Annotated in this window: 19 protein-coding genes and 1 riboswitch; of the genes, 16 read left to right on the top strand and 3 right to left on the bottom strand. The window is 72.2% G+C overall.

The window, feature by feature from the left end; translation table 11 throughout:
- Window positions 1-9 precede the first annotated feature (9 nt).
- The 6 genes from GD748_RS03085 (at window position 10) to GD748_RS03060 (ending at window position 4,692) form a co-directional block, all read left to right on the top strand.
- Window positions 10-528: a DinB family protein gene (locus GD748_RS03085; protein ID WP_152193710.1), complete on the top strand. Its 519-nt coding sequence runs from the start codon at window positions 10-12 to the stop codon at window positions 526-528.
- A gap of 88 nt (window positions 529-616) precedes the next feature.
- On the top strand, window positions 617-898 hold the full coding sequence (locus GD748_RS03080; protein WP_152193709.1) for a DUF7218 family protein: 282 nt from the start codon (window positions 617-619) through the stop codon (window positions 896-898).
- A gap of 211 nt (window positions 899-1,109) precedes the next feature.
- The gene (locus GD748_RS03075; protein WP_152193708.1) at window positions 1,110-1,526 is read left to right on the top strand and encodes a VOC family protein; all 417 of its coding nucleotides are present in this window, start codon (window positions 1,110-1,112) and stop codon (window positions 1,524-1,526) included.
- A gap of 75 nt (window positions 1,527-1,601) precedes the next feature.
- Entirely contained in the window at window positions 1,602-2,198 is a 597-nt protein-coding gene (locus tag GD748_RS03070; RefSeq protein WP_152193707.1) for a LysE/ArgO family amino acid transporter, read from the top strand.
- Window positions 2,199-2,389: 191 nt separating this feature from the next.
- Window positions 2,390-2,890 carry a MarR family winged helix-turn-helix transcriptional regulator gene (locus tag GD748_RS03065; protein ID WP_193312789.1) on the top strand — a complete coding sequence of 167 codons (501 nt, stop codon included), beginning with the start codon at window positions 2,390-2,392 and terminating at the stop codon, window positions 2,888-2,890.
- The gene (locus tag GD748_RS03060; protein WP_226920693.1) at window positions 2,887-4,692 is read left to right on the top strand and encodes an MDR family MFS transporter; all 1,806 of its coding nucleotides are present in this window, start codon (window positions 2,887-2,889) and stop codon (window positions 4,690-4,692) included. Before GD748_RS03065 ends, GD748_RS03060 begins: the two co-directional genes overlap by 4 nt.
- Before the next feature lie 11 nt (window positions 4,693-4,703).
- On the opposite strand, the gene GD748_RS03055 is transcribed toward GD748_RS03060, so the two are convergent.
- Both GD748_RS03055 and GD748_RS03050 read right to left on the bottom strand, forming a co-directional pair.
- On the bottom strand, window positions 4,704-5,750 hold the full coding sequence (locus GD748_RS03055) for an alpha/beta hydrolase (RefSeq protein WP_226920691.1): 1,047 nt from the start codon (window positions 5,748-5,750) through the stop codon (window positions 4,704-4,706).
- A gap of 81 nt (window positions 5,751-5,831) precedes the next feature.
- Entirely contained in the window at window positions 5,832-6,461 is a 630-nt protein-coding gene (locus tag GD748_RS03050; protein ID WP_193312788.1) for a TetR/AcrR family transcriptional regulator, read from the bottom strand.
- 441 nt (window positions 6,462-6,902) lie between these two features.
- On the opposite strand from GD748_RS03050, the gene GD748_RS03045 reads away from it, so the two are divergent.
- From GD748_RS03045 to GD748_RS03005, 9 genes are all read left to right on the top strand, one after another.
- Window positions 6,903-7,115 carry a Flp family type IVb pilin gene (locus GD748_RS03045; protein ID WP_226920854.1) on the top strand — a complete coding sequence of 71 codons (213 nt, stop codon included), beginning with the start codon at window positions 6,903-6,905 and terminating at the stop codon, window positions 7,113-7,115.
- Window positions 7,116-7,212: 97 nt separating this feature from the next.
- The gene (locus GD748_RS03040; protein WP_152193703.1) at window positions 7,213-7,602 is read left to right on the top strand and encodes a TadE family protein; all 390 of its coding nucleotides are present in this window, start codon (window positions 7,213-7,215) and stop codon (window positions 7,600-7,602) included.
- Window positions 7,590-8,537: a pilus assembly protein TadG-related protein gene (locus tag GD748_RS03035; RefSeq protein WP_152193702.1), complete on the top strand. Its 948-nt coding sequence runs from the start codon at window positions 7,590-7,592 to the stop codon at window positions 8,535-8,537. The genes GD748_RS03040 and GD748_RS03035 overlap by 13 nt, the downstream gene beginning before the upstream one ends.
- Window positions 8,538-8,550: 13 nt before the next feature.
- Window positions 8,551-9,270 (top strand): Flp pilus assembly protein CpaB, encoded by a 720-nt coding sequence (gene cpaB, locus GD748_RS03030; protein WP_152193701.1) that lies wholly within the window; start codon window positions 8,551-8,553, stop codon window positions 9,268-9,270.
- Complete coding sequence (locus GD748_RS03025) at window positions 9,267-10,535, top strand: AAA family ATPase (protein WP_152193700.1); 1,269 nt, start codon at window positions 9,267-9,269, stop codon at window positions 10,533-10,535. Before cpaB ends, GD748_RS03025 begins: the two co-directional genes overlap by 4 nt.
- 356 nt (window positions 10,536-10,891) lie before the next feature.
- Window positions 10,892-12,247, top strand: a complete 1,356-nt coding sequence (locus GD748_RS03020; protein ID WP_452176677.1) for a CpaF family protein — start codon at window positions 10,892-10,894, stop codon at window positions 12,245-12,247.
- On the top strand, window positions 12,244-13,194 hold the full coding sequence (locus GD748_RS03015) for a type II secretion system F family protein (protein WP_152193699.1): 951 nt from the start codon (window positions 12,244-12,246) through the stop codon (window positions 13,192-13,194). Before GD748_RS03020 ends, GD748_RS03015 begins: the two co-directional genes overlap by 4 nt.
- A 27-nt stretch (window positions 13,195-13,221) precedes the next feature.
- On the top strand, window positions 13,222-14,109 hold the full coding sequence (locus GD748_RS03010) for a type II secretion system F family protein (protein WP_152193698.1): 888 nt from the start codon (window positions 13,222-13,224) through the stop codon (window positions 14,107-14,109).
- A 67-nt stretch (window positions 14,110-14,176) separates the two neighbouring features.
- Complete coding sequence (locus GD748_RS03005) at window positions 14,177-14,821, top strand: prepilin peptidase (RefSeq protein WP_152193697.1); 645 nt, start codon at window positions 14,177-14,179, stop codon at window positions 14,819-14,821.
- Between the two features lie 152 nt (window positions 14,822-14,973).
- Here the strand turns inward: GD748_RS03005 and GD748_RS03000 are convergent, their stop codons facing one another.
- Window positions 14,974-15,423 carry an SRPBCC family protein gene (locus GD748_RS03000; protein ID WP_152193696.1) on the bottom strand — a complete coding sequence of 150 codons (450 nt, stop codon included), beginning with the start codon at window positions 15,421-15,423 and terminating at the stop codon, window positions 14,974-14,976.
- Between the two features lie 146 nt (window positions 15,424-15,569).
- Window positions 15,570-15,652, top strand: a riboswitch (SAM riboswitch).
- 8 nt (window positions 15,653-15,660) lie between these two features.
- On the opposite strand from GD748_RS03000, the gene GD748_RS02995 reads away from it, so the two are divergent.
- A complete protein-coding gene (locus tag GD748_RS02995; protein ID WP_152193695.1) occupies window positions 15,661-16,983 on the top strand; it encodes an O-succinylhomoserine sulfhydrylase in 1,323 nt (440 codons plus the stop codon).
- Window positions 16,984-17,143 lie beyond the last annotated feature (160 nt).

Genomic DNA, 17,143 nt, shown 5'->3' with positions numbered 1-17,143 from the left:
GGAGCCGTCATGGCGATCGAGCCGGACACCAAGGACTGGACATGGGTGCTCCAGCGCCGCTGCGACGAGTGCGGCGCCGAGGTGGCCGCACAGACGCCGGCGAGCGTCGCCGAGACGCTGCAGGACGCGGTCGGTCGCTGGCAGGCGGTGCTGGCCCGACCGGACGTGACCGAGCGGCCCGACGAGTCGACCTGGTCTCCGCTGGAGTACGGCGCGCACGTCACCGACGTCTTCGCGGTCATGGGCGGTCGCCTGGCGCTCATGCTCGAGCAGGACGAGCCGACGTTCCCGGACTGGGACCAGGACGCAGCGGCGGCGGCCGGACGCTACGGCGAGCAGGACCCGGCCGCGGTCTCGCAGAAGCTGGCGGATGCCGGCCGCCGCGTGGCGCAGGAGTTCGCCGCGGTGCCCCCGCACGAGTGGGAGCGGCCCGGGCTGCGCTCGAACGGTTCCCACTTCACCGTGCGCACGCTCAGCCAGTACCTCCTGCACGACGTGCTGCACCACCTCCACGACGTGCGAGGCTGACCCGCCGTCTCTCGTCTCGGGACGCCCGTCCCGAGATGCGGGCCGTCCCGAGGCGCTCCAGACTGGACGGGACCGAGAGGAGTGCGACGTGCCGAAGAACTCAGACAAGGGCGACCCGGGCCCCAGCGTGAAGGACAAGGACGTCTACGAGGCGGTCCGCGAGGACGGTGCCTCGAAGGAGAAGGCGGCCCGTATCGCCAACGCCTCGGCGCGAGACTCTCGCGAGAAGGTGGGGGAGCGGGGCGGGGAGTCTCAGGCCTACGAGGACTGGACCGTCGACGAGCTCCAGGACCGCGCCAAGGAGATCGGCATCGAGGGTCGCTCCGACATGAAGAAGGACGAGCTGATCAAGGCGCTGCGCAACCACTGAGCGCCCACCAGCGGGTGGTCGGGACCTCCGGCCCGGCCAGCGGTGGCATCGGCGCGCGGTCGGGGGACGGACGGACCGCGGCGGCACGGACAGAGCAGGGGGGTGTCTGTGCCGTCGTCGGTCGTCCGGCCTGACGACGTGGCAGACGCGACGGCGACACCGCGCGGAATACCCGTGACACGCCCGTCCGAAGGGAGAAGGGTGACGACGCATGACCTCCTTCGTCTCGCACACCACCTTCGACTGCAGCGACGCGTACGAGCTGAGCACATGGTGGAAGAACCTCCTCGGCTACGTCGATCTCGACGACGACCCGAACCGGCCGGGCGACGAGGAGTGCATGATCCGCGACCCGGACACCGACCACCGGCTGCTGTTCATCGAGGTGCCCGAGGGCAAGGTCGTCAAGAACCGCGTCCACCTCGACCTCCGGCCACGAGACGGCACCCGTGACGAAGAGGTGGAACGCATACGTCGGTCCGGTGCCCGTGAGCTGGCGGACCGCCGCGGGCAGTACGGTCCCGGATCGGGCTGGGTGGTCTTCGCCGACCCGGAGGGCAACGAGTTCTGCGTCCTGATGTCCACCCAGGAGCGGGCCGCCTGGCAACCCACGGGTGCGACGGAGTAGGCGGCTCGGGTGCTGAGCGTCCGGCCCGGGGGCTGGGTGTCCGGCCCGGGCGCTGCACCCCGCTAAGTTCGGTCCGTGACCGCAGCTGTGTCCGGCCTGCTGACCGGCCTCGCCCTCATCGTGGCCATCGGCGCCCAGAACGCCTACGTCCTCAGGCAGGGCCTGACTCGTACCCACGTCGGCCTCGTCGTCGCCATCTGCGCCGTGTCGGACGCCCTGCTCATCCTGATCGGTGTGAGCGGCGTGGGGGTGCTCGTTCAGGAGAGCCCGGCGGTGCTGACGGCGCTCCGGTGGATCGGCGCCGCGTACCTTGCCGCCTACGGTGCCCGGTCGCTGTGGAAGGCGCGTCGGCCGCAAGCTCTCGACCCGCTGGAGAGCGGCGGCTCGGGGCGCCGCACGGTGGTCGCCACCACGCTCGCGCTCACCTACCTCAACCCGCACGTGTACCTCGACACGGTCCTCATGCTCGGCTCCGTCGCGAACCAGTACGGCGACGGACGCTGGCTGTTCGCCGCCGGCGCCGTCTGCGGCAGCGTCCTCTGGTTCACGACCCTCGGGTTCGGTGCCCGCGCCGTCTCCCCGGTGATGAGGCGGCCCGGCACCTGGCGGGTTCTCGACGTCGTCATCGGCGTCGTGATGATCGCGCTGGCCGTCATGCTGCTCCTGGGCTGAAGGGGCGGCGGTCGAGCCGCGGGAGAAACAGGGGCGCCACCACCCACCGAGCGGCAGGCCGGACTAACCGGTCCGTGGGGCCGTGGTTGAGCCGGCCGGCGCCGCCCGGCACCGAGAGGCGGCAGGTGACGTGACGAGAAGCACCTGGTGCAAATTAGTTGCATGGTGCATGTAGATGTATGGTGGTAGCCATGTCCGGAACGTCCGAATCCCGACGCGTCGCGTCCGTGCGCGTCCTGGACGAGCTCGCCGCGCTCGGGCGCCGTAGCCGCGGGTCGTCCGAGCTCGTGGCCCGTCGCTTCGACCTCCAGCCCACGCAGGTGCAGCTCCTGCTGACCCTGAGCCGGAGCGGGGAGTGCCGTGTCGCGAGCCTCGCCGAGGCGCAGCTCGTCGACCCCTCGGTGGTCAGCCGGCAGGCGGCCGGGCTCGAGCGCCTCGGGCTCATCGCCCGGCGCCCCGACCCTGAGGACGGGCGGGCCGCCCTGGTCTCTCTGACCGACGCCGGCCGGGAGCGGGTGCGCCGAGTGCGTGACCTGCACGTGCGCGCCGTCGCCGAGTCCATGGCGCAGTGGCCGGTCGAGCGCATCTCCCGGCTCGCCGACGACCTCGCCGCCCTCACCCAGGCGTCCACGGACGCCTATGCCCGTCTCTCCGCACTTCCGCACACCGAACCAGCCAAGGACCCTGCGTGAGCAAGAAGAAGGACCTCACCGCCAAGAAGATCTACGCCGGCATGAGCCCGGCACAGGCGGCGGCTGCGCATGCCGAGCACCAGCAGATCCTCAAGGTTCTCACCGGGCTGCTGATCACCCTGTTCGTCGCGATGCTGTCCAACACCGTGGTCGGCAACGCGCTGCCGGTGATCGTCGCCGAGATCGGGGGCACGCAGCAGCAGTACACCTGGATCATCACCTCGGCGATCCTCGCCTCGACGGCGGTGACCCCGATCGCCGGCAAGCTCGCCGACCTCACCGACAAGAAGAAGCTGCTCCTGGCCGCCATGGGGCTCTTCACGCTCGGCTCGCTCTTGTCCGGCGCAGCCACCTCGGCGGGCATGCTCATCGGCGTCCGGATCATCCAGGGACTGGGCATGGGGGCGCTCCAGGTCCTGGTGCAGATCATCATCGCCACGATCATCCCGCCCCGGCAGCGCGGCCGTTACAACGGGTACATGGGCGCCGTCATGGCCGTCGCTACTGTGTCCGGACCGCTCATCGGCGGCATCATCGTCGACATCCCGTGGCTCGGCTGGCGCTGGTGCTACTGGAGCGCCATCCCCTTCATGCTGCTCGCGATGGGAGTCATCTGGCGCAACCTCAAGGTCCCGGGCGAGGGTCGGCCGGGCGCGAAGATCGACTGGCTGGGCGCGGCCCTGATCTCCGTCGCCGCCACGCTGGTGCTGGTGTGGGTCTCCTTCGCCGACCACGCCTTCGCATGGGCGTCGTGGCAGACCGCCGCGATGGTCGGTGGTGCGGTTCTCGTGGTCGCCCTGTTCGTCCTCGTCGAGCTGCGGGCAGACGAGCCGGTCGTCCCGATGAAGATCCTCACCGAGCGCACCACCGTGCTGGCCATCATCGCCAGCCTGGCGGTCGGCACCGTCATGTTCGGTGCCAACGTCTTCCTCGGCCAGTACTTCCAGATCGGCCGTGGGTACTCCCCGACGGTCGCCGGCTGGCTCGGCCTGCCGCTGATGGTCGGCCTGCTCGTCTCCTCCACCGTCGCCGGAAGGCTCGTGACCGCCAGTGGCCGGTGGAAGCCGTACGTCGTGGGCGGCTCCGCCCTGCTCGCGCTCGGCATGACCCTGATGGCCACCGTCGGGGCGACCACGAACCTGGGGCTCATCGGCCTGTACCTGCTCATCGCCGGCGTCGGCCTCGGTGCGTCCATGCAGAACCTCGTGCTGGCTGTGCAGAACACCGTCCCGGTCAGCGACGTCGGCGCCGCGACCTCCACCGTGACGTTCTTCCGGACGCTCGGCGGTGCGATGGGCATCCAGGTGCTGGGCGCCATCTACGCGCTACGGGTCACCGACCTCGCCCGGGCCGGTTACGCCGAGCAGGGGGTCGACGCCGCGGCGCTGGACGCGTCGACGTCGTCCCTGGACCTCAGCACCCTGCCGGACGCGGCCGCCCGGGTCATCACCGACGCGTACGGCGACGGCATCGGCATGCTCTTCGGGATCGCCGCGGCGGTCTCCATCATCGGCCTTGTCGCCGTCTGCTTCATGCGCGGCACCGAGCTGCGCAGCACCTGGGACGCCCCCACGGAGGTCCGCGAGGTGCTCGAGGGGGAGGACCCCGGCACGACGGCGGCACTCGCCGGCCAGCCGGCGGCCGACACCGTCGATCTCCTCGAAGAGCCGTCCGATGCCGAGCCGTCCGATGCCGAGCCGTCTGACGCTGAGCCGCCTGACGCTGAGCCGTCCGACGTCGACTCGTCCGACGTCGAGGCCGGGGCAACCGACGAGCCGGAGATTCCGGCCGAGCGCCGGTAGGACGTGCGCCTTCAGTCGGGCACGGGTGCTGGCAGCTTCGAGCTCGCCCACTCGATGGCGCTGCGCGTGTAGTACTCCCGGCCCGGCTCCGGGCCGAGGGCGAGGTCGTGGATGCCGCCGGGCACCTGCAGGATCGTCACGTCCTCGCCGATCATCGGCGCCCGCGAGATCATCTGCGCCACGTCGAGCACGACGTCGGAGGTGGACAGGTCGGCCGGTCCGGGATCCTTGCTGTCCCCGGTCCGGGTCGAGCAGCACAGCAGCACCGGTACGGAGACGTCCAGCCCGCGGCCGATCTCTGCCTGCGCCCGGCGCACGGACCGGATGAACCCGGCGCGCGCCGGAAAGCCCTCGTGCGGCTTGAGGGTGAGGTCGAAGTCCCAGTCGCCGCCGGTGTCCACATGCAGGTAGCGGCCGTAGGCCTGCTCCAGGGCCCCGATCCGCAGGCTGGGCAGCCAGGCTCCCAGCCGGTCGACCGCCGCCGTGACCGGCACCCGCTGGACCCAGCCGGCGTTGAGGTCCAGCCACGGCGAGTTGAGCACGACGGCGTCCACGCTCCCAGGGTGGTCCGATGCCCACAGCACCGCCTGCAGGCCGCCGGTGGAGTGCCCCAGCAGCACCACCGGCCGGTGTCCGTCGCCGCGGACGAGCTCCAGCGCGGCGCCGATCTCCTCGTCGTGCACCCGCAGGTCCCGCACGTCGTTCGGGCGGGGGTGGCCGTTGGTCGAGCGACCCGTGCGGCGCACGTCCAGCGCGTAGAAGTCGTACCCGGAGTCGATCCACGCCTGGGCGTGCTCAGCCTGGTGGAAGTAGTCGGTGAAACCGGAGAGGTACAGGACCGCCCGCGGCGCGGAGCCGGCGCCCTCCTGGTGCACGAGGGTGGCGACGTCGGGTGCACCGGGTTCCTCGCCGCCGTCGGTGCGCCGGCCGAGGCCGATCGTCCGCGCCACCCACGGCGGACCCAGGAGATCCTCGACGACGTCGGGCAGCGGGGCGGCATGGCGGCCCCCTGGCTCCGTCTCGGCAGCGGACAGGTCCTCGGCGTCGGACGAGCTCATGCCCCGATCATGTCAGGAGGCTCCGCTGGTGGCGCCCTCACCGACTCACGGTCCGGACCGTGCGCCGGGCCGCTCGCCGTGTCAGTCCGCGGAACCGGCCGGTCGCGGGGAAGGCAGGCCGTCGCTGAACTGGTTGAACGCCGTCTGGAGGAGCTCGGGCAGCTGATCGGGCTTCGCGCCCGCACGGCCCCAGATCCGTACGGACGACCGGACGGCCGACACGGCTGCCGCCGCGACCAGCCAGGGATACACGTCGTTCTCGACGTCTGTCCCGGTCAGGTCGGCCACGCGCGCGCGGAGCGCTTCCTCCAGCGTGTCGTACGCGGCCGTCTGGTGGGGCCGCAACGAGGGGTAGCGGTCGACGAGGTCCACGATCTGCAGGGCGACGCGGAGCTGCTCCGGGGTGCGGGTCCCCACGAACTCGGAGAACAGCTCGCACAGAGTGGTCAACGGGCGTTCGCCCTCCCCGCGGGCGCCGAACGTGTCGACGACCTCGAGCCAGTCGGGTGTGCCTGCGGCCACCACTGCCTCGTCCTTGGAGGAGAAGTAGTTCGAGACGGTGCGCGGGGAGACGAAGGCGAGCTGGGCGATCTCGTCGACCGTGACGCTGTCCAGGCCCTTCTCCAGGGTGAGCTGAAGAGCGGCACCCGCGATGTTCTCGCGGGTCATCTGCTTCTTCAGCTCCCGCAGACCGGGCTCAGGTGCGCTCATGGAACCCAATATATCCGATCGTGCAGACCCGGCGAACTTGCTCATGAGGTAAATGACCGACGTCGCGCGGGTTGTCACCCGGTCGCGGTCGGCGAGTTGGTGGCGCGAGTCGAGCGTCGCCGTCGGTCTCCGGGGAGTCGGGCAACCGGGCCTGGACCGCAGGACGAGGTCGTCGGCTTCCGCGTCGGCATGCGAATCCGGGCCTTCTGACGAATTCTGGACGCGAAGGTGGGTAACTCGCGACACGGTTCTGAACGGTTCAGCAAAGGCAAGTTGGACAACTACGCAAGTGTGCTCCAACACAAAGGTTGCGTGATTCGCAAAGTACCCCCACACTCGACATCGACACCGGATCGACCGACCCGGTGGAGATCACACAGGTCCGGTCCGAGGCCGGAACGTCAACTCAAGGAAGACACCATGAACCGTGCAGCTGCATTCATGACCACCCTGCTCACCGTGGTGGGCGACCGCTTCGAGGGCCGCAAGGACCGTGGCGCCACCGCCGTCGAGTACGGCCTGATGGTCGGCCTCATCGCCGTCGTCATCATCGGCGCCGTCAGCCTGCTGGGCGACGAGCTCAGCGGCCTGTTCGAGAACGTCCAGACCGAGCTGAGCGAGGTCTCCCCGACCGAGGGCTCGACCGCGGGCTGAGCCTCGATGCCGGCGCGGTCACCGGCGCGGCGGTCGTGACAGCGACCGCTGCGCCGGGACCGGCACCGGAAGACCGAATCCGCTGGAGGGGCAAGTGATGAGCAAGCATCAGGACGAGCGCGGCGCTGCGGCCGTCGAGTTCGCCCTCGTCGTGCCCCTGCTGATCCTGCTCGTGCTCGGGATCGCCGAGTTCGGGCGGGCCTACCACCTGCAGACCACGCTGTCCGGCGCGGCCCGGGAGGGCGTGCGGGTGATGGCCCTGCAGGACGATGCCGCAGCGGCCCGCGCCACCGCCAGGGCGGCCGCGCCCGGGCTCGACCTGACCGACACCCAGATCGAGGTGTCACCGAGCAGCTGTGCGGTCAGCGCCACCAGCCCGGTGGCACAGGCGACCGTCACCGTGACCTACCCGATGGACTTCATCACCGGCGCCTTCGGCGCCGACCTCACCCTGACCGGCAAGGGGACCATGCGATGCAACGGCTGAAGGACGAGCGCGGGGCCGTCAACGTCGTCGTCGCCCTGCTCCTGGTGCCGATGCTCGCGTTCGGCGCCATCACCGTAGACGTCGCGGCCATGTGGGCCGAGAAGCAGCAGCTCCAGACCGGCGCGGACGCCGCGGCACTGGCCGTCGCGCAGGACTGCGCGCGCAACGACTGCGGTCCCGCCGCGACGACCGCCCAGAGTCTGGCGGAGGCGAACATCGACGACGGCGAGGCCACTGCCTCGATCGTCGGTCCGGCACCCAGCCCGTCCTCAGGCAGCGTCACGGTGCAGACCTCCGGGGTCCGCGAGCACTGGTTCGCCCCGGTGCTCGGCATCGACGAGAGCACCATCACGACTCAGGCCACCGCCAGCTGGGGCGCACCCACCGGCGGCACGGCCGTCCTGCCGCTCGCGTTCTCCTGGTGCGAGTTCCAGGCGCAGACCGGTGGCGGGCTGCCCTCGAGCACCACCGAGCGCACCATCTACTTCACCAAGAGCTCGGGCACCAGCTGCACGGGTCCCTCGAACAACCTCGTGCCCGGCGGGTTCGGGTGGCTCACCGTCAACGCGGGCTCCTGCCAGACCACCAGCGCGATCGGACAGGTGCTGTGGTCCGACACCGGCGAGAACGTGCCCAGCGGCTGCTCGACTGCCGACTTCACGGCCGTCCAGGGCGACACCGTCCTGCTGCCGATCTTCGACTCGAGCGGCGGCACCGGCTCCAGCGCCTGGTACCGGCTGTACGGCTACGCAGCGTTCGTCGTCACCGGCTACCACTTCGTCGGGCAGTACTCCTGGAGCGCGAGCGGCACCTGCAAGGGGAACGTCCGCTGCGTGCAGGGCTACTTCACCGAGTTCGTCGACTTGTCCGCCGACTTCGACCACGGCACGTCAGCACCGCAGCTCGGTGCCGCCGTGGTCTCCCTGACCAGCTGAGGAGAGCCGAGCCTTGACACGTCGTATCGTCGCCGCCCTCGCCGCGGTCCTGCTCGCCGTCGTCGGCGCCGTGCTGCTCGTGGGCTACGTCGCCGGTGCCGACCAGCGCGCCATGGCCGGGATGGAGACCACCCCCGTCCTCGAGGTGGTCGAGCCGGTCGCCGCGGGAACGCCGGCGGCGGAGCTCGCCGAGCTCGTCACCGTCGCGGACGTGCCGCGCAGCATGGTCGCCAGCGGGGCCGTCGCGAGCCTCACGGAGATCGACGGACTGGTCGCCACCACGGACCTGCTGCCCGGCGAACAGCTGCTCGGCAGCCGTTTCGCCGACCCGGCCTCCCTCGTCGACCCCGCACGCGTGGAGGTCCCGGCGGGCATGCACGAGGTCTCGGTCCTGCTGGAGTCCCAGCGGGTGCTCGGCAGCAGCCTCGCCGCCGGCGACACCGTCGGTGTGTTCATCACCCGGTCCGGCGAGACCCACCTCGCCCTGCACAAGGTCCTCGTGACCCGCGTCCAGGGTGGGATCACCCCGCCCACGCCGACCGCGGAGGGCGCCGAAGCGGTGCCGGCACCGGTCCCGCAGGGCAGCGTGATGGTTACGCTCGCCGTCGCGGCCCCGGACGCCGAGCGCATCGTCTGGGCCGCCGAGCACGGCGGGATCTGGCTCTCCGCCGAGCCGGGCGACGCCCCCGAGGACGGCACCCGCGCCGTGAACGAGACGAGCGTGTACGAATGAGCCGTATCGCCCTGGCCACCGAGTCCGCCGACCTCCGCCAGCGTGTCCAGCACGCCAGCGGCGAGGCTGTCCTCGCCCTGACGACCGGTGCGCTGCGCACCGAGCCGGCGCACCTGTTCGGCCCGCCGGACGCCGCCGCCCCCGAGGTCCTCGTGCTCGACGCCGGCCCGGGTGCCGACGAGGCGCTCGCCCTCGCCGCACGGGTCGAGGCGGGCTACCCGGGGACCGCCGTGGTCCTCGTCAGCGACCGGCCGGCGGAGATCGGTCTGGCTGCCCTGCGCTCCGGGGTGCACGACATCCTCGAGCCTGGTGCCGACGTCGCGGACATCCGGTCCGTGCTGGACCGCGCGGCCCGGGCCTCGCGGGCTCGAGCCGCCGCTGCGACGGGGCGCCACGACGACGACGCTGCCGCCGCGCGCGGTCGCGTGATCAGCGTCGTCTCGCCCAAGGGCGGGGTCGGCAAGACCACCGTGGCGACGAATCTCGCCGTCGGCCTGGCCCGGGCGGAGCCGGACTCGACCGTGCTGGTCGACCTGGACATCCAGTTCGGCGACGTCGCGTCGGCGCTGAACCTGCGTGCCGAGTACTCCCTCGCCGACGCCGTCCACGGCCCGGCGAGCCGCGACACCATGGTGCTCAAGACATTCCTCACCGTTCACGAGACCGGGCTGTACGTGCTCTGCGGCTCCGACTCGCCCGCCGCTGCCGACGCCGTGACCGCCGAGGACGTCGGCAGACTGCTCGCGATGCTCGCCTCGGAGTTCCGCCACGTCGTGGTGGACACCGCGCCGGGACTCTCGGAGCACACCCTTGCCGCGATGGACGAGACCAGCGACCTCGTGCTGGTGACCAGCATGGACGTGCCCGGCGTACGAGGCATGCGCAAGGAGCTGGACACCCTCGACGCCCTGGGGATGTTCCCCGACGCCCGGTACGTGGCGCTGAACTTCGCCGACCGTCGCGGGGGACTGTCCGTCGCCGACGTCGAGGCCACCCTCGGCACCGGCGTGGACCTGGTGCTGCCGCGTTCCCGGGCGGCTCTCGCCTCTGTCAACGCCGGCGTGCCGCTGCTCCAGAGCGAGGTCCGGGACCCCGTGACCAAGCACCTGCGCACCCTCGTCCGCCGCTACACCACGCCCGAGGCGGCTGCCGTGCGGACGACCGTGCCGGCCGCCGTGTCGACGACCGGTGCGCGGGAGGTCGCCGGGCAGGGCGCAGCGGCGTCCGGCCGGCGGAAGGCGCGTCACCGCGGAGGCAGGCGATGAAGCTGTCCGAACGACTCACCGCGGCCAAGGCGCCGGCCGTGGCCGGCACCGTACCGACGGGCGCGACACCATCGACCGGCACCCCGGAGGGCGGTGCGATCGCGGCCGCACCAGTGGGCGGTGCCCCGGTGGCCGGCGCGCGCGCGGACCACCCAGCTGTGGACCACACACCGGTGGACGGCACGCGTGCGGCCGGCGTGCCCGCGGACGGCACGCGGGTGGCCGACGTGCCCGCGGACCGCACGCCGGTGGCCGGTGCACCCATACCCGACCTGTCCCCGGCGGGCCACGTGCCGGCCGGCCCGCCCGCCACGGTGCCCGTCGGTTCCGCCACCCAGCCTCCGCAGCACCGGTCCCTGTCCGCGCGCACGTCCGCCGTCGAGGCCCCACGGCCTGCCGGCCCTGCTGCGCCGGTGCCCGGCAGCGATGCGCTGACCAAGCTCAAGGAGCACGCCGCGGCCGCCCTGTTCGAGCGGATCGGTGCGCGCCTGAACGACCCCTCGCTGGACGAGGAGCAGCTCCACGCCCTTGTCCGCGGCGAGCTGAACCACGTGGTCGAAGAGACGAAGGTTCCGCTCACCGGCGAGCAGCGGAAGCGGCTGATCAGCAACGTCCAGGACGACGTGCTGGGCCACGGACCGCTCGAGGGCCTGCTCGCCGACCCCACGGTCACCGAGATCATGGTCAACGGGCCGGACATGGTCTACGTCGAGCAGAACGGCAGGCTCAGGCGTTCCGAGACCCGCTTCTCCTCCGAGGACCACCTGCGCCGCGTCATCGAACGCATCGTCTCGCGGGTAGGACGGCGCATCGACGAGTCCTCCCCCCTCGTCGACGCACGCCTGGCGGACGGCTCCCGGGTCAACGCCGTCGTCCCGCCGCTCGCCTTCAACGGCTCGTCCCTGACGATCCGCAAGTTCTCCAAGGACCCGTTCAAGGTCAACGACCTCATCGGGTTCGGCACCCTCACCCCCGAGATGGCCGAGCTGCTCCGCGCGTGCGTCGAGGCGCGACTGAACGTCATCGTCTCCGGCGGTACGGGCACGGGCAAGACGACCCTGCTCAACGTGCTGTCCTCCTTCATCCCGGAGGGGGAGCGCATCGTCACGATCGAGGACGCCGTCGAGCTCCAGCTGCAGCAGGACCATGTCGTCCGCCTGGAGAGCCGGCCGCCGAACATCGAGGGCAAGGGCGAGATCAGCATCCGCGACCTCGTGCGCAACTCGCTGCGCATGCGTCCTGACCGCATCGTCGTGGGCGAGGTCCGCGGCGGGGAGACCCTGGACATGCTCCAGGCGATGAACACCGGCCACGACGGTTCCCTGTCAACGGTGCACGCGAACTCGCCGCGGGACGCCATCGCCCGCCTGGAGACCCTCGTGCTCATGGCCGGCATGGACCTGCCGCTGCGTGCCATCCGCGAGCAGATCGCCTCGGCCGTCGACGTCATCGTCCAGCTGACCCGCCTGCGGGACGGTACGCGCCGGGTGACCGCCGTCACCGAGGTCCAGGGGATGGAGGGCCAGACCGTGACCCTGCAGGACGCCTTCCTCTTCGACTACTCCGCCGGTGTCGGCGCCGACGGGCGCTTCCTCGGCAGGCCGGTGGCGACAGGCGTCCGGCCGCGATTCACGGACCGCTTCGACGAGCTGGGCATCACCGTGTCCCCGCAGGTCTTCGCGACCGCCGCCACGGCGAGGGACGCCCGATGACCACCCTGCCCGCCTCGGGGTCGGCCCTTCTCGGCGTCGGCCTCGTCATCCTGGCGGTCGCGATCGGGGCGTACCTCGCTCTGAGCCCACGGCCGGTCCAGGTGCCACCGGAGCGACGGCGTCCGCGCACGAAGCAGCCGCCGAGCCTGCTCACCAGGGCGACGGGCGCCGCCACGCGCGCCATCGACCGTGTCCTTCGTCGGCGTGGCGGGCCGGTGTCCGCCGAGGCGCTCGAGCGGGCCGGCGTCGCCATGCGGGTGCAGGACTTCACCCTGCTGGTCATCGCCGGTGCGCTCGGCGCCGCCGCGACCGGCCTGCTGCTGGGCGGGCCCGCGCTCGCCGTCGTCCTCGCGGTGGCCGCCCCCCTGGTCGCCAAGGTCTACCTCGGTCGCCTGGCCGCACGTCGGCAGCAGGCCTTCGCCGACCAGCTCGACGACTCGCTGCAGCTCATGGCGAGCAACCTGCGGGCCGGGCACAGCCTCCTGCAGGCGCTGGACTCCGTGGCGCGCGAGGCAGAGGAGCCGACGTCGGTCGAGTTCGCCCGGATCGTCAACGAGACGCGGGTGGGTCGCCCGCTGGCGCGCGCCCTCGAGGAGGTGTCGCAGCGCATGGCGAGCGAGGACTTCGACTGGGTCACCCAGGCGATCGCGATCAACCGTGAGGTGGGCGGGAACCTGGCCGAGGTGCTCGACGGCGTGGGGCACACCATCCGTGAACGCGGCCGGCTGCGCCGACAGGTCAGCGCGCTAAGCGCGGAGGGCAGGCTCTCGGCCCTCATCCTCATGGCGCTGCCGTTCGGGATCACCGCCTTCCTCGCCGTGGCGAACCCCGCGTACCTCGCCGCCTTCACCGAGAGCGTCCTCGGCTACGCACTCATCGGCATCTCCCTGGTGATGCTCGCGGTCGGCGGCGTGTGGCTCCGCAAGGTCGTCAGCTTCAAGTTCTGAGCTCTGCCGTCCCCAGAAAGGAATCCTGTGCCGCCCCTTGTCCTGGTCGCCGTCGCGGCCGTCAGCGTCTCGCTGCCGCTGCTCGTCTGGTCCGTCGTCGCCCGGCCGGACCGGGCGCGCCAGCAGGTGGTGAGCAACCTCCGGCGCGGGCTGGAACCGGCGGAGCCGGCCGACGACGGCAGCTCGGCGGCCGCCCGGGCGCTGGCGGCCACGGCGCGGCGTCTCACGCCGAGGTCGTCGCTGGCTCGCATCGAGCGGCTGCTCTCCCGGGCCGGGCGGCCCGAGCACTGGTCGTCGGAGCGCGTGGTCGTGGCCAAGCTCCTGCTGGCCGTCCTCGCTGGAGCGCTCGGCCTGCTCTACCTCGGCGCCGAACCGACCGCCCTGTCGTTCCTGCTGGTCGCCGTCGTGGCGGTGGTGGCCTACTTCCTGCCCGAGCTGCTGCTGCACAGCCGGGGCCAGGAGCGCAGCGAGACGATCGCGCTGGAGCTGGCCGACACCCTGGACCAGATGACGATCGCCGTCGAGGCCGGGCTGGGTTTCGACGCAGCCGTGGCGCGCGCGGGCAGGAACGGCACCGGTCCGCTCGCCGCGGAGCTCGTCCGGACCGTGCAGGACATCCAGATGGGGCAGTCCCGCCGCCAGGCCTACGACTCCCTGGCCAGGCGCACCGACGTGGCGGACCTGCGCCGCTTCATCCGGGCGGTGGTCCAGGCCGACACCTACGGCATCGCGATCGCGGACGTGCTGCGTACCCAGGCCGCCGAGATGAGGATCAAGCGGCGTCAGCGCGCCGAGGAGAAGGCCATGCAGATCCCCGTGAAGGTGATCTTCCCGCTCCTGCTGTGCATCCTCCCGGTCCTGTTCGTCGTGCTGCTCGGACCAGCGGTGATGGATATCGTCGCCGCGTTCAGCTGACCCGTCCCGGGCCCGCCCGCGGGCTGCGACGAACGACCGAGATGTACGTGGAGGGAGCACCGGACGCATGCCGTGGCCGATCGTCCTGCTGACCGCCGTCGGGACCGGCGTCGCCGGCGCCGCACTGACGCCGTGGGCCCGCCGCCTGGCGGCCACCGACTCCGCCTGGGTGAGCCGCAGGACCCCCGTGCTGGTCGCCGTGCTCGCCGGGGCCGGCGTCGCGACCCTCGCGAGCTCCTGGGCGGAGCTGGTGGCCTTCGCGCTCCTCGCGGTGGCGTGCGCCCTCCTCGTGGCCATCGACCTCGCGGTCTACCGGTTGCCGGACCGCATCATCGGCCCGACCTACGTGCTCTTCCTCGGTGCCCTCACGATCGCGTCCGCCGTCGAGGGCGACTTCTCGCGCCTGGGACGCGCGGCGGCAGCGGCGGGGATCGTGACCTTCGCGTACTTCGTGCTCGCACTGATCTCCCCCTCCGGCATCGGGCTGGGAGACGTCAAGCTCTCCGGGCTGCTCGGGGGATTCCTCGGCTGGCTCGGCTGGAGCGAGGTCGTGCTCGGCACGCTCGCCGCATTCGCCCTCGGCGGTGTTCTCGCCCTCCTGCTGCTCGTCACCGGGGCGGCGAACCGCCACAGCGCCTTCCCGTTCGGTCCGTGGATGGTCGCCGGTACCGGTGTCGGGGCAGTATGGGGCGCCGCACTCGTCGGTGGGTAGTCCGGCAACCGCGACCGCCGGCGGGCCGTGCGCCTCGTCCGGGCGGGGCGACTCGGCGACCGCCCCGACCGACGTGCCGGTGGGCCCGCACCTCGTCGGGACGGGCGACCTCGGCGACCGCCCCGACCGACGGCGTCGGGGCGGGCACGCACCTAACGCCGCGTGCCTCGCTCCAGCAGCGCCTTGAGCCGGGCGAGGTCCTTGGTGGTGGCGCGGCGCATCGCGGCCTCGACGACCGGTGCCGCGAGCCTGGCGAACCCTGCCGGCCGGCCGGTGTTGCGCAGGCTCATCCGCGTGCCGTCGCCCGCCGGCGTCCAGGTGTAGGTCGTCTCCATGGGGAACGGGCCCTGGGCGGTGCGCATCACGAGTCGCTGCCCCGCGACCAGCTCGACCACCTCGTACGTGTAGGCCAGCCGCCGACCGAGGAAGTGGGCCACGAAGTCCATCCGGGAGCCGACCCGGACCGGCGGCTCGGTGCGCCACCGGACGCTGCTGATGTTGGCGTACCACTCCGGTGCATGGCTGGGGTCCCCGGCAAAGCCGGCCACCTCGTCGACCGGTCGGCCGATCAGCGCCTCGACGCGCACGTCCACCACGGCCATGGGCCGACCCTACCGGCGCCCGGTCACCCTGGCCGGAGCCGGGGCGGCTCCGTGCCGTCGTCCCACTCCGCGGACGATGCCTCGGCCCGGGTCTCAGGATCCGGGGAAGCCTGGACCGGGGGCGGGGTGACGGACCACGATCGGGCGAACCATCCAGAGCGGCCGAGGGACCTGGCCCGGCGACGCCGCAGCAACCCGGTACGGGTGCTACCGCCAGGACCGATGGAGGAGCGCACCATGTCCGAGCTGCCTGGCTGTCCGACCGACCTACCGTACTGTCCGCCGGACCTCCCGCGACCGGCGACCGACCCTGCCGGCCTGCGCGCCGCCACGCTCGCGGTGCGCGGCGGGCAGTACCGCAGCGCCTTCCAGGAGACCTCGGAGGCCCTGTACCTGACGCAGGGATTCGTCTACGACCACGCCGCAGAGGCCGAGGCCGCCTTCGCCGAGGACATCGAGCGCTACACCTACTCGCGCTACACCAACCCGACCGTCACGACCTTCGAGGAGCGCCTCGCCCTGATCGAGGGGGCCGAGGACTGCTACGCCACCGCGACCGGCATGTCCGCCGTCTTCACCGCGATCGCCGCGCTGGTGCGCTCCGGCTCGCGCATCGTGTCCGCCCGCGAGCTCTTCGGGTCCACCCTGGTGGTCCTCGACGACGTGCTGGCCCGCTGGGGCGTGCGCACCGACTACGTCACGGGCACCGACCTCGACCAGTGGGCCGCCGCGCTGGCGACGCCCGCCGACGTCGTCTTCCTCGAGTCGCCGTCGAACCCCATGCAGGACGTCCTGGACGTGCCCGCGATCGCCCGGCTCGCCCACGCCGCTGGCGCCGTCGTCATCCTCGACAACGTCTTCGCCACCCCGGTGCTGCAGAAGCCCCTCGAGCTCGGGGCCGACGTCGTCGTCTACTCGGCGACCAAGCACATCGACGGCCAGGGCCGCGTGATGGGCGGGGCCGTGCTCGGCACCCGCGAGTACGTGCGCGGGCCGCTGCAGTCGTTGATGCGCACCACCGGACCCACCCTGGCGCCGTTCAACGCCTGGGTGCTCGCCAAGGGGCTGGAGACGATGCCGCTGCGCGTCCGCGCCCAGAACGCGGCGGCGCTCGAGCTGGCCGCCTGGCTCGAGGACCGGCCCGGGGTGGCGTCGGTGCGCTACCCGTTCCTCGCCTCGCACCCCCAGCACGACCTGGCCAGGGCGCAGATGTCCGGCGGCGGCACGATCGTCACGTTCACGCTCGACGGCGCAGCCTCCTCGAGCGCCGACGTCGCCGCGCGCGCGGACGTGGACCGCACGTTCGCCTTCCTCGACGCCCTGCGGGTCATCGACATCTCCAACAACCTCGGGGACGCCAAGTCGATGGTCACGCACCCGGCGACGACGACGCACCGGCGGGTCGCCCCGGCCACGCGCGACGCCCTCGGCATCGCGCCGACCACCGTGCGGCTGTCCGTCGGGCTCGAGGACGTCGAGGACCTGCGCGAGGACCTCGACGGCGCGCTGCAGGTGTTCCGCGCCACGCACGCCCGGGCGCGGCAGTCGGTCGCGCCGTAGCGCGGTGCCGCCCCGTCCGCGCTCCCGGACTGGATGATGGTGAGGTTTCGGTGCGGATTCCGCACCGAATCCTCACCGCAGCGTGCCCGGGCCGCCGCGGCGCCCGGGCTTCGCCGGTACCACCGCGGACGGGGAGCGGCAGGCGGCCGCGGTGGCGCGC

The organism is Georgenia subflava (assembly GCF_009193155.1).
In the GTDB taxonomy this organism is placed as follows: domain Bacteria; phylum Actinomycetota; class Actinomycetes; order Actinomycetales; family Actinomycetaceae; genus Georgenia; species Georgenia subflava.
This window is presented reverse-complemented; position numbering and strand designations above follow the sequence as displayed.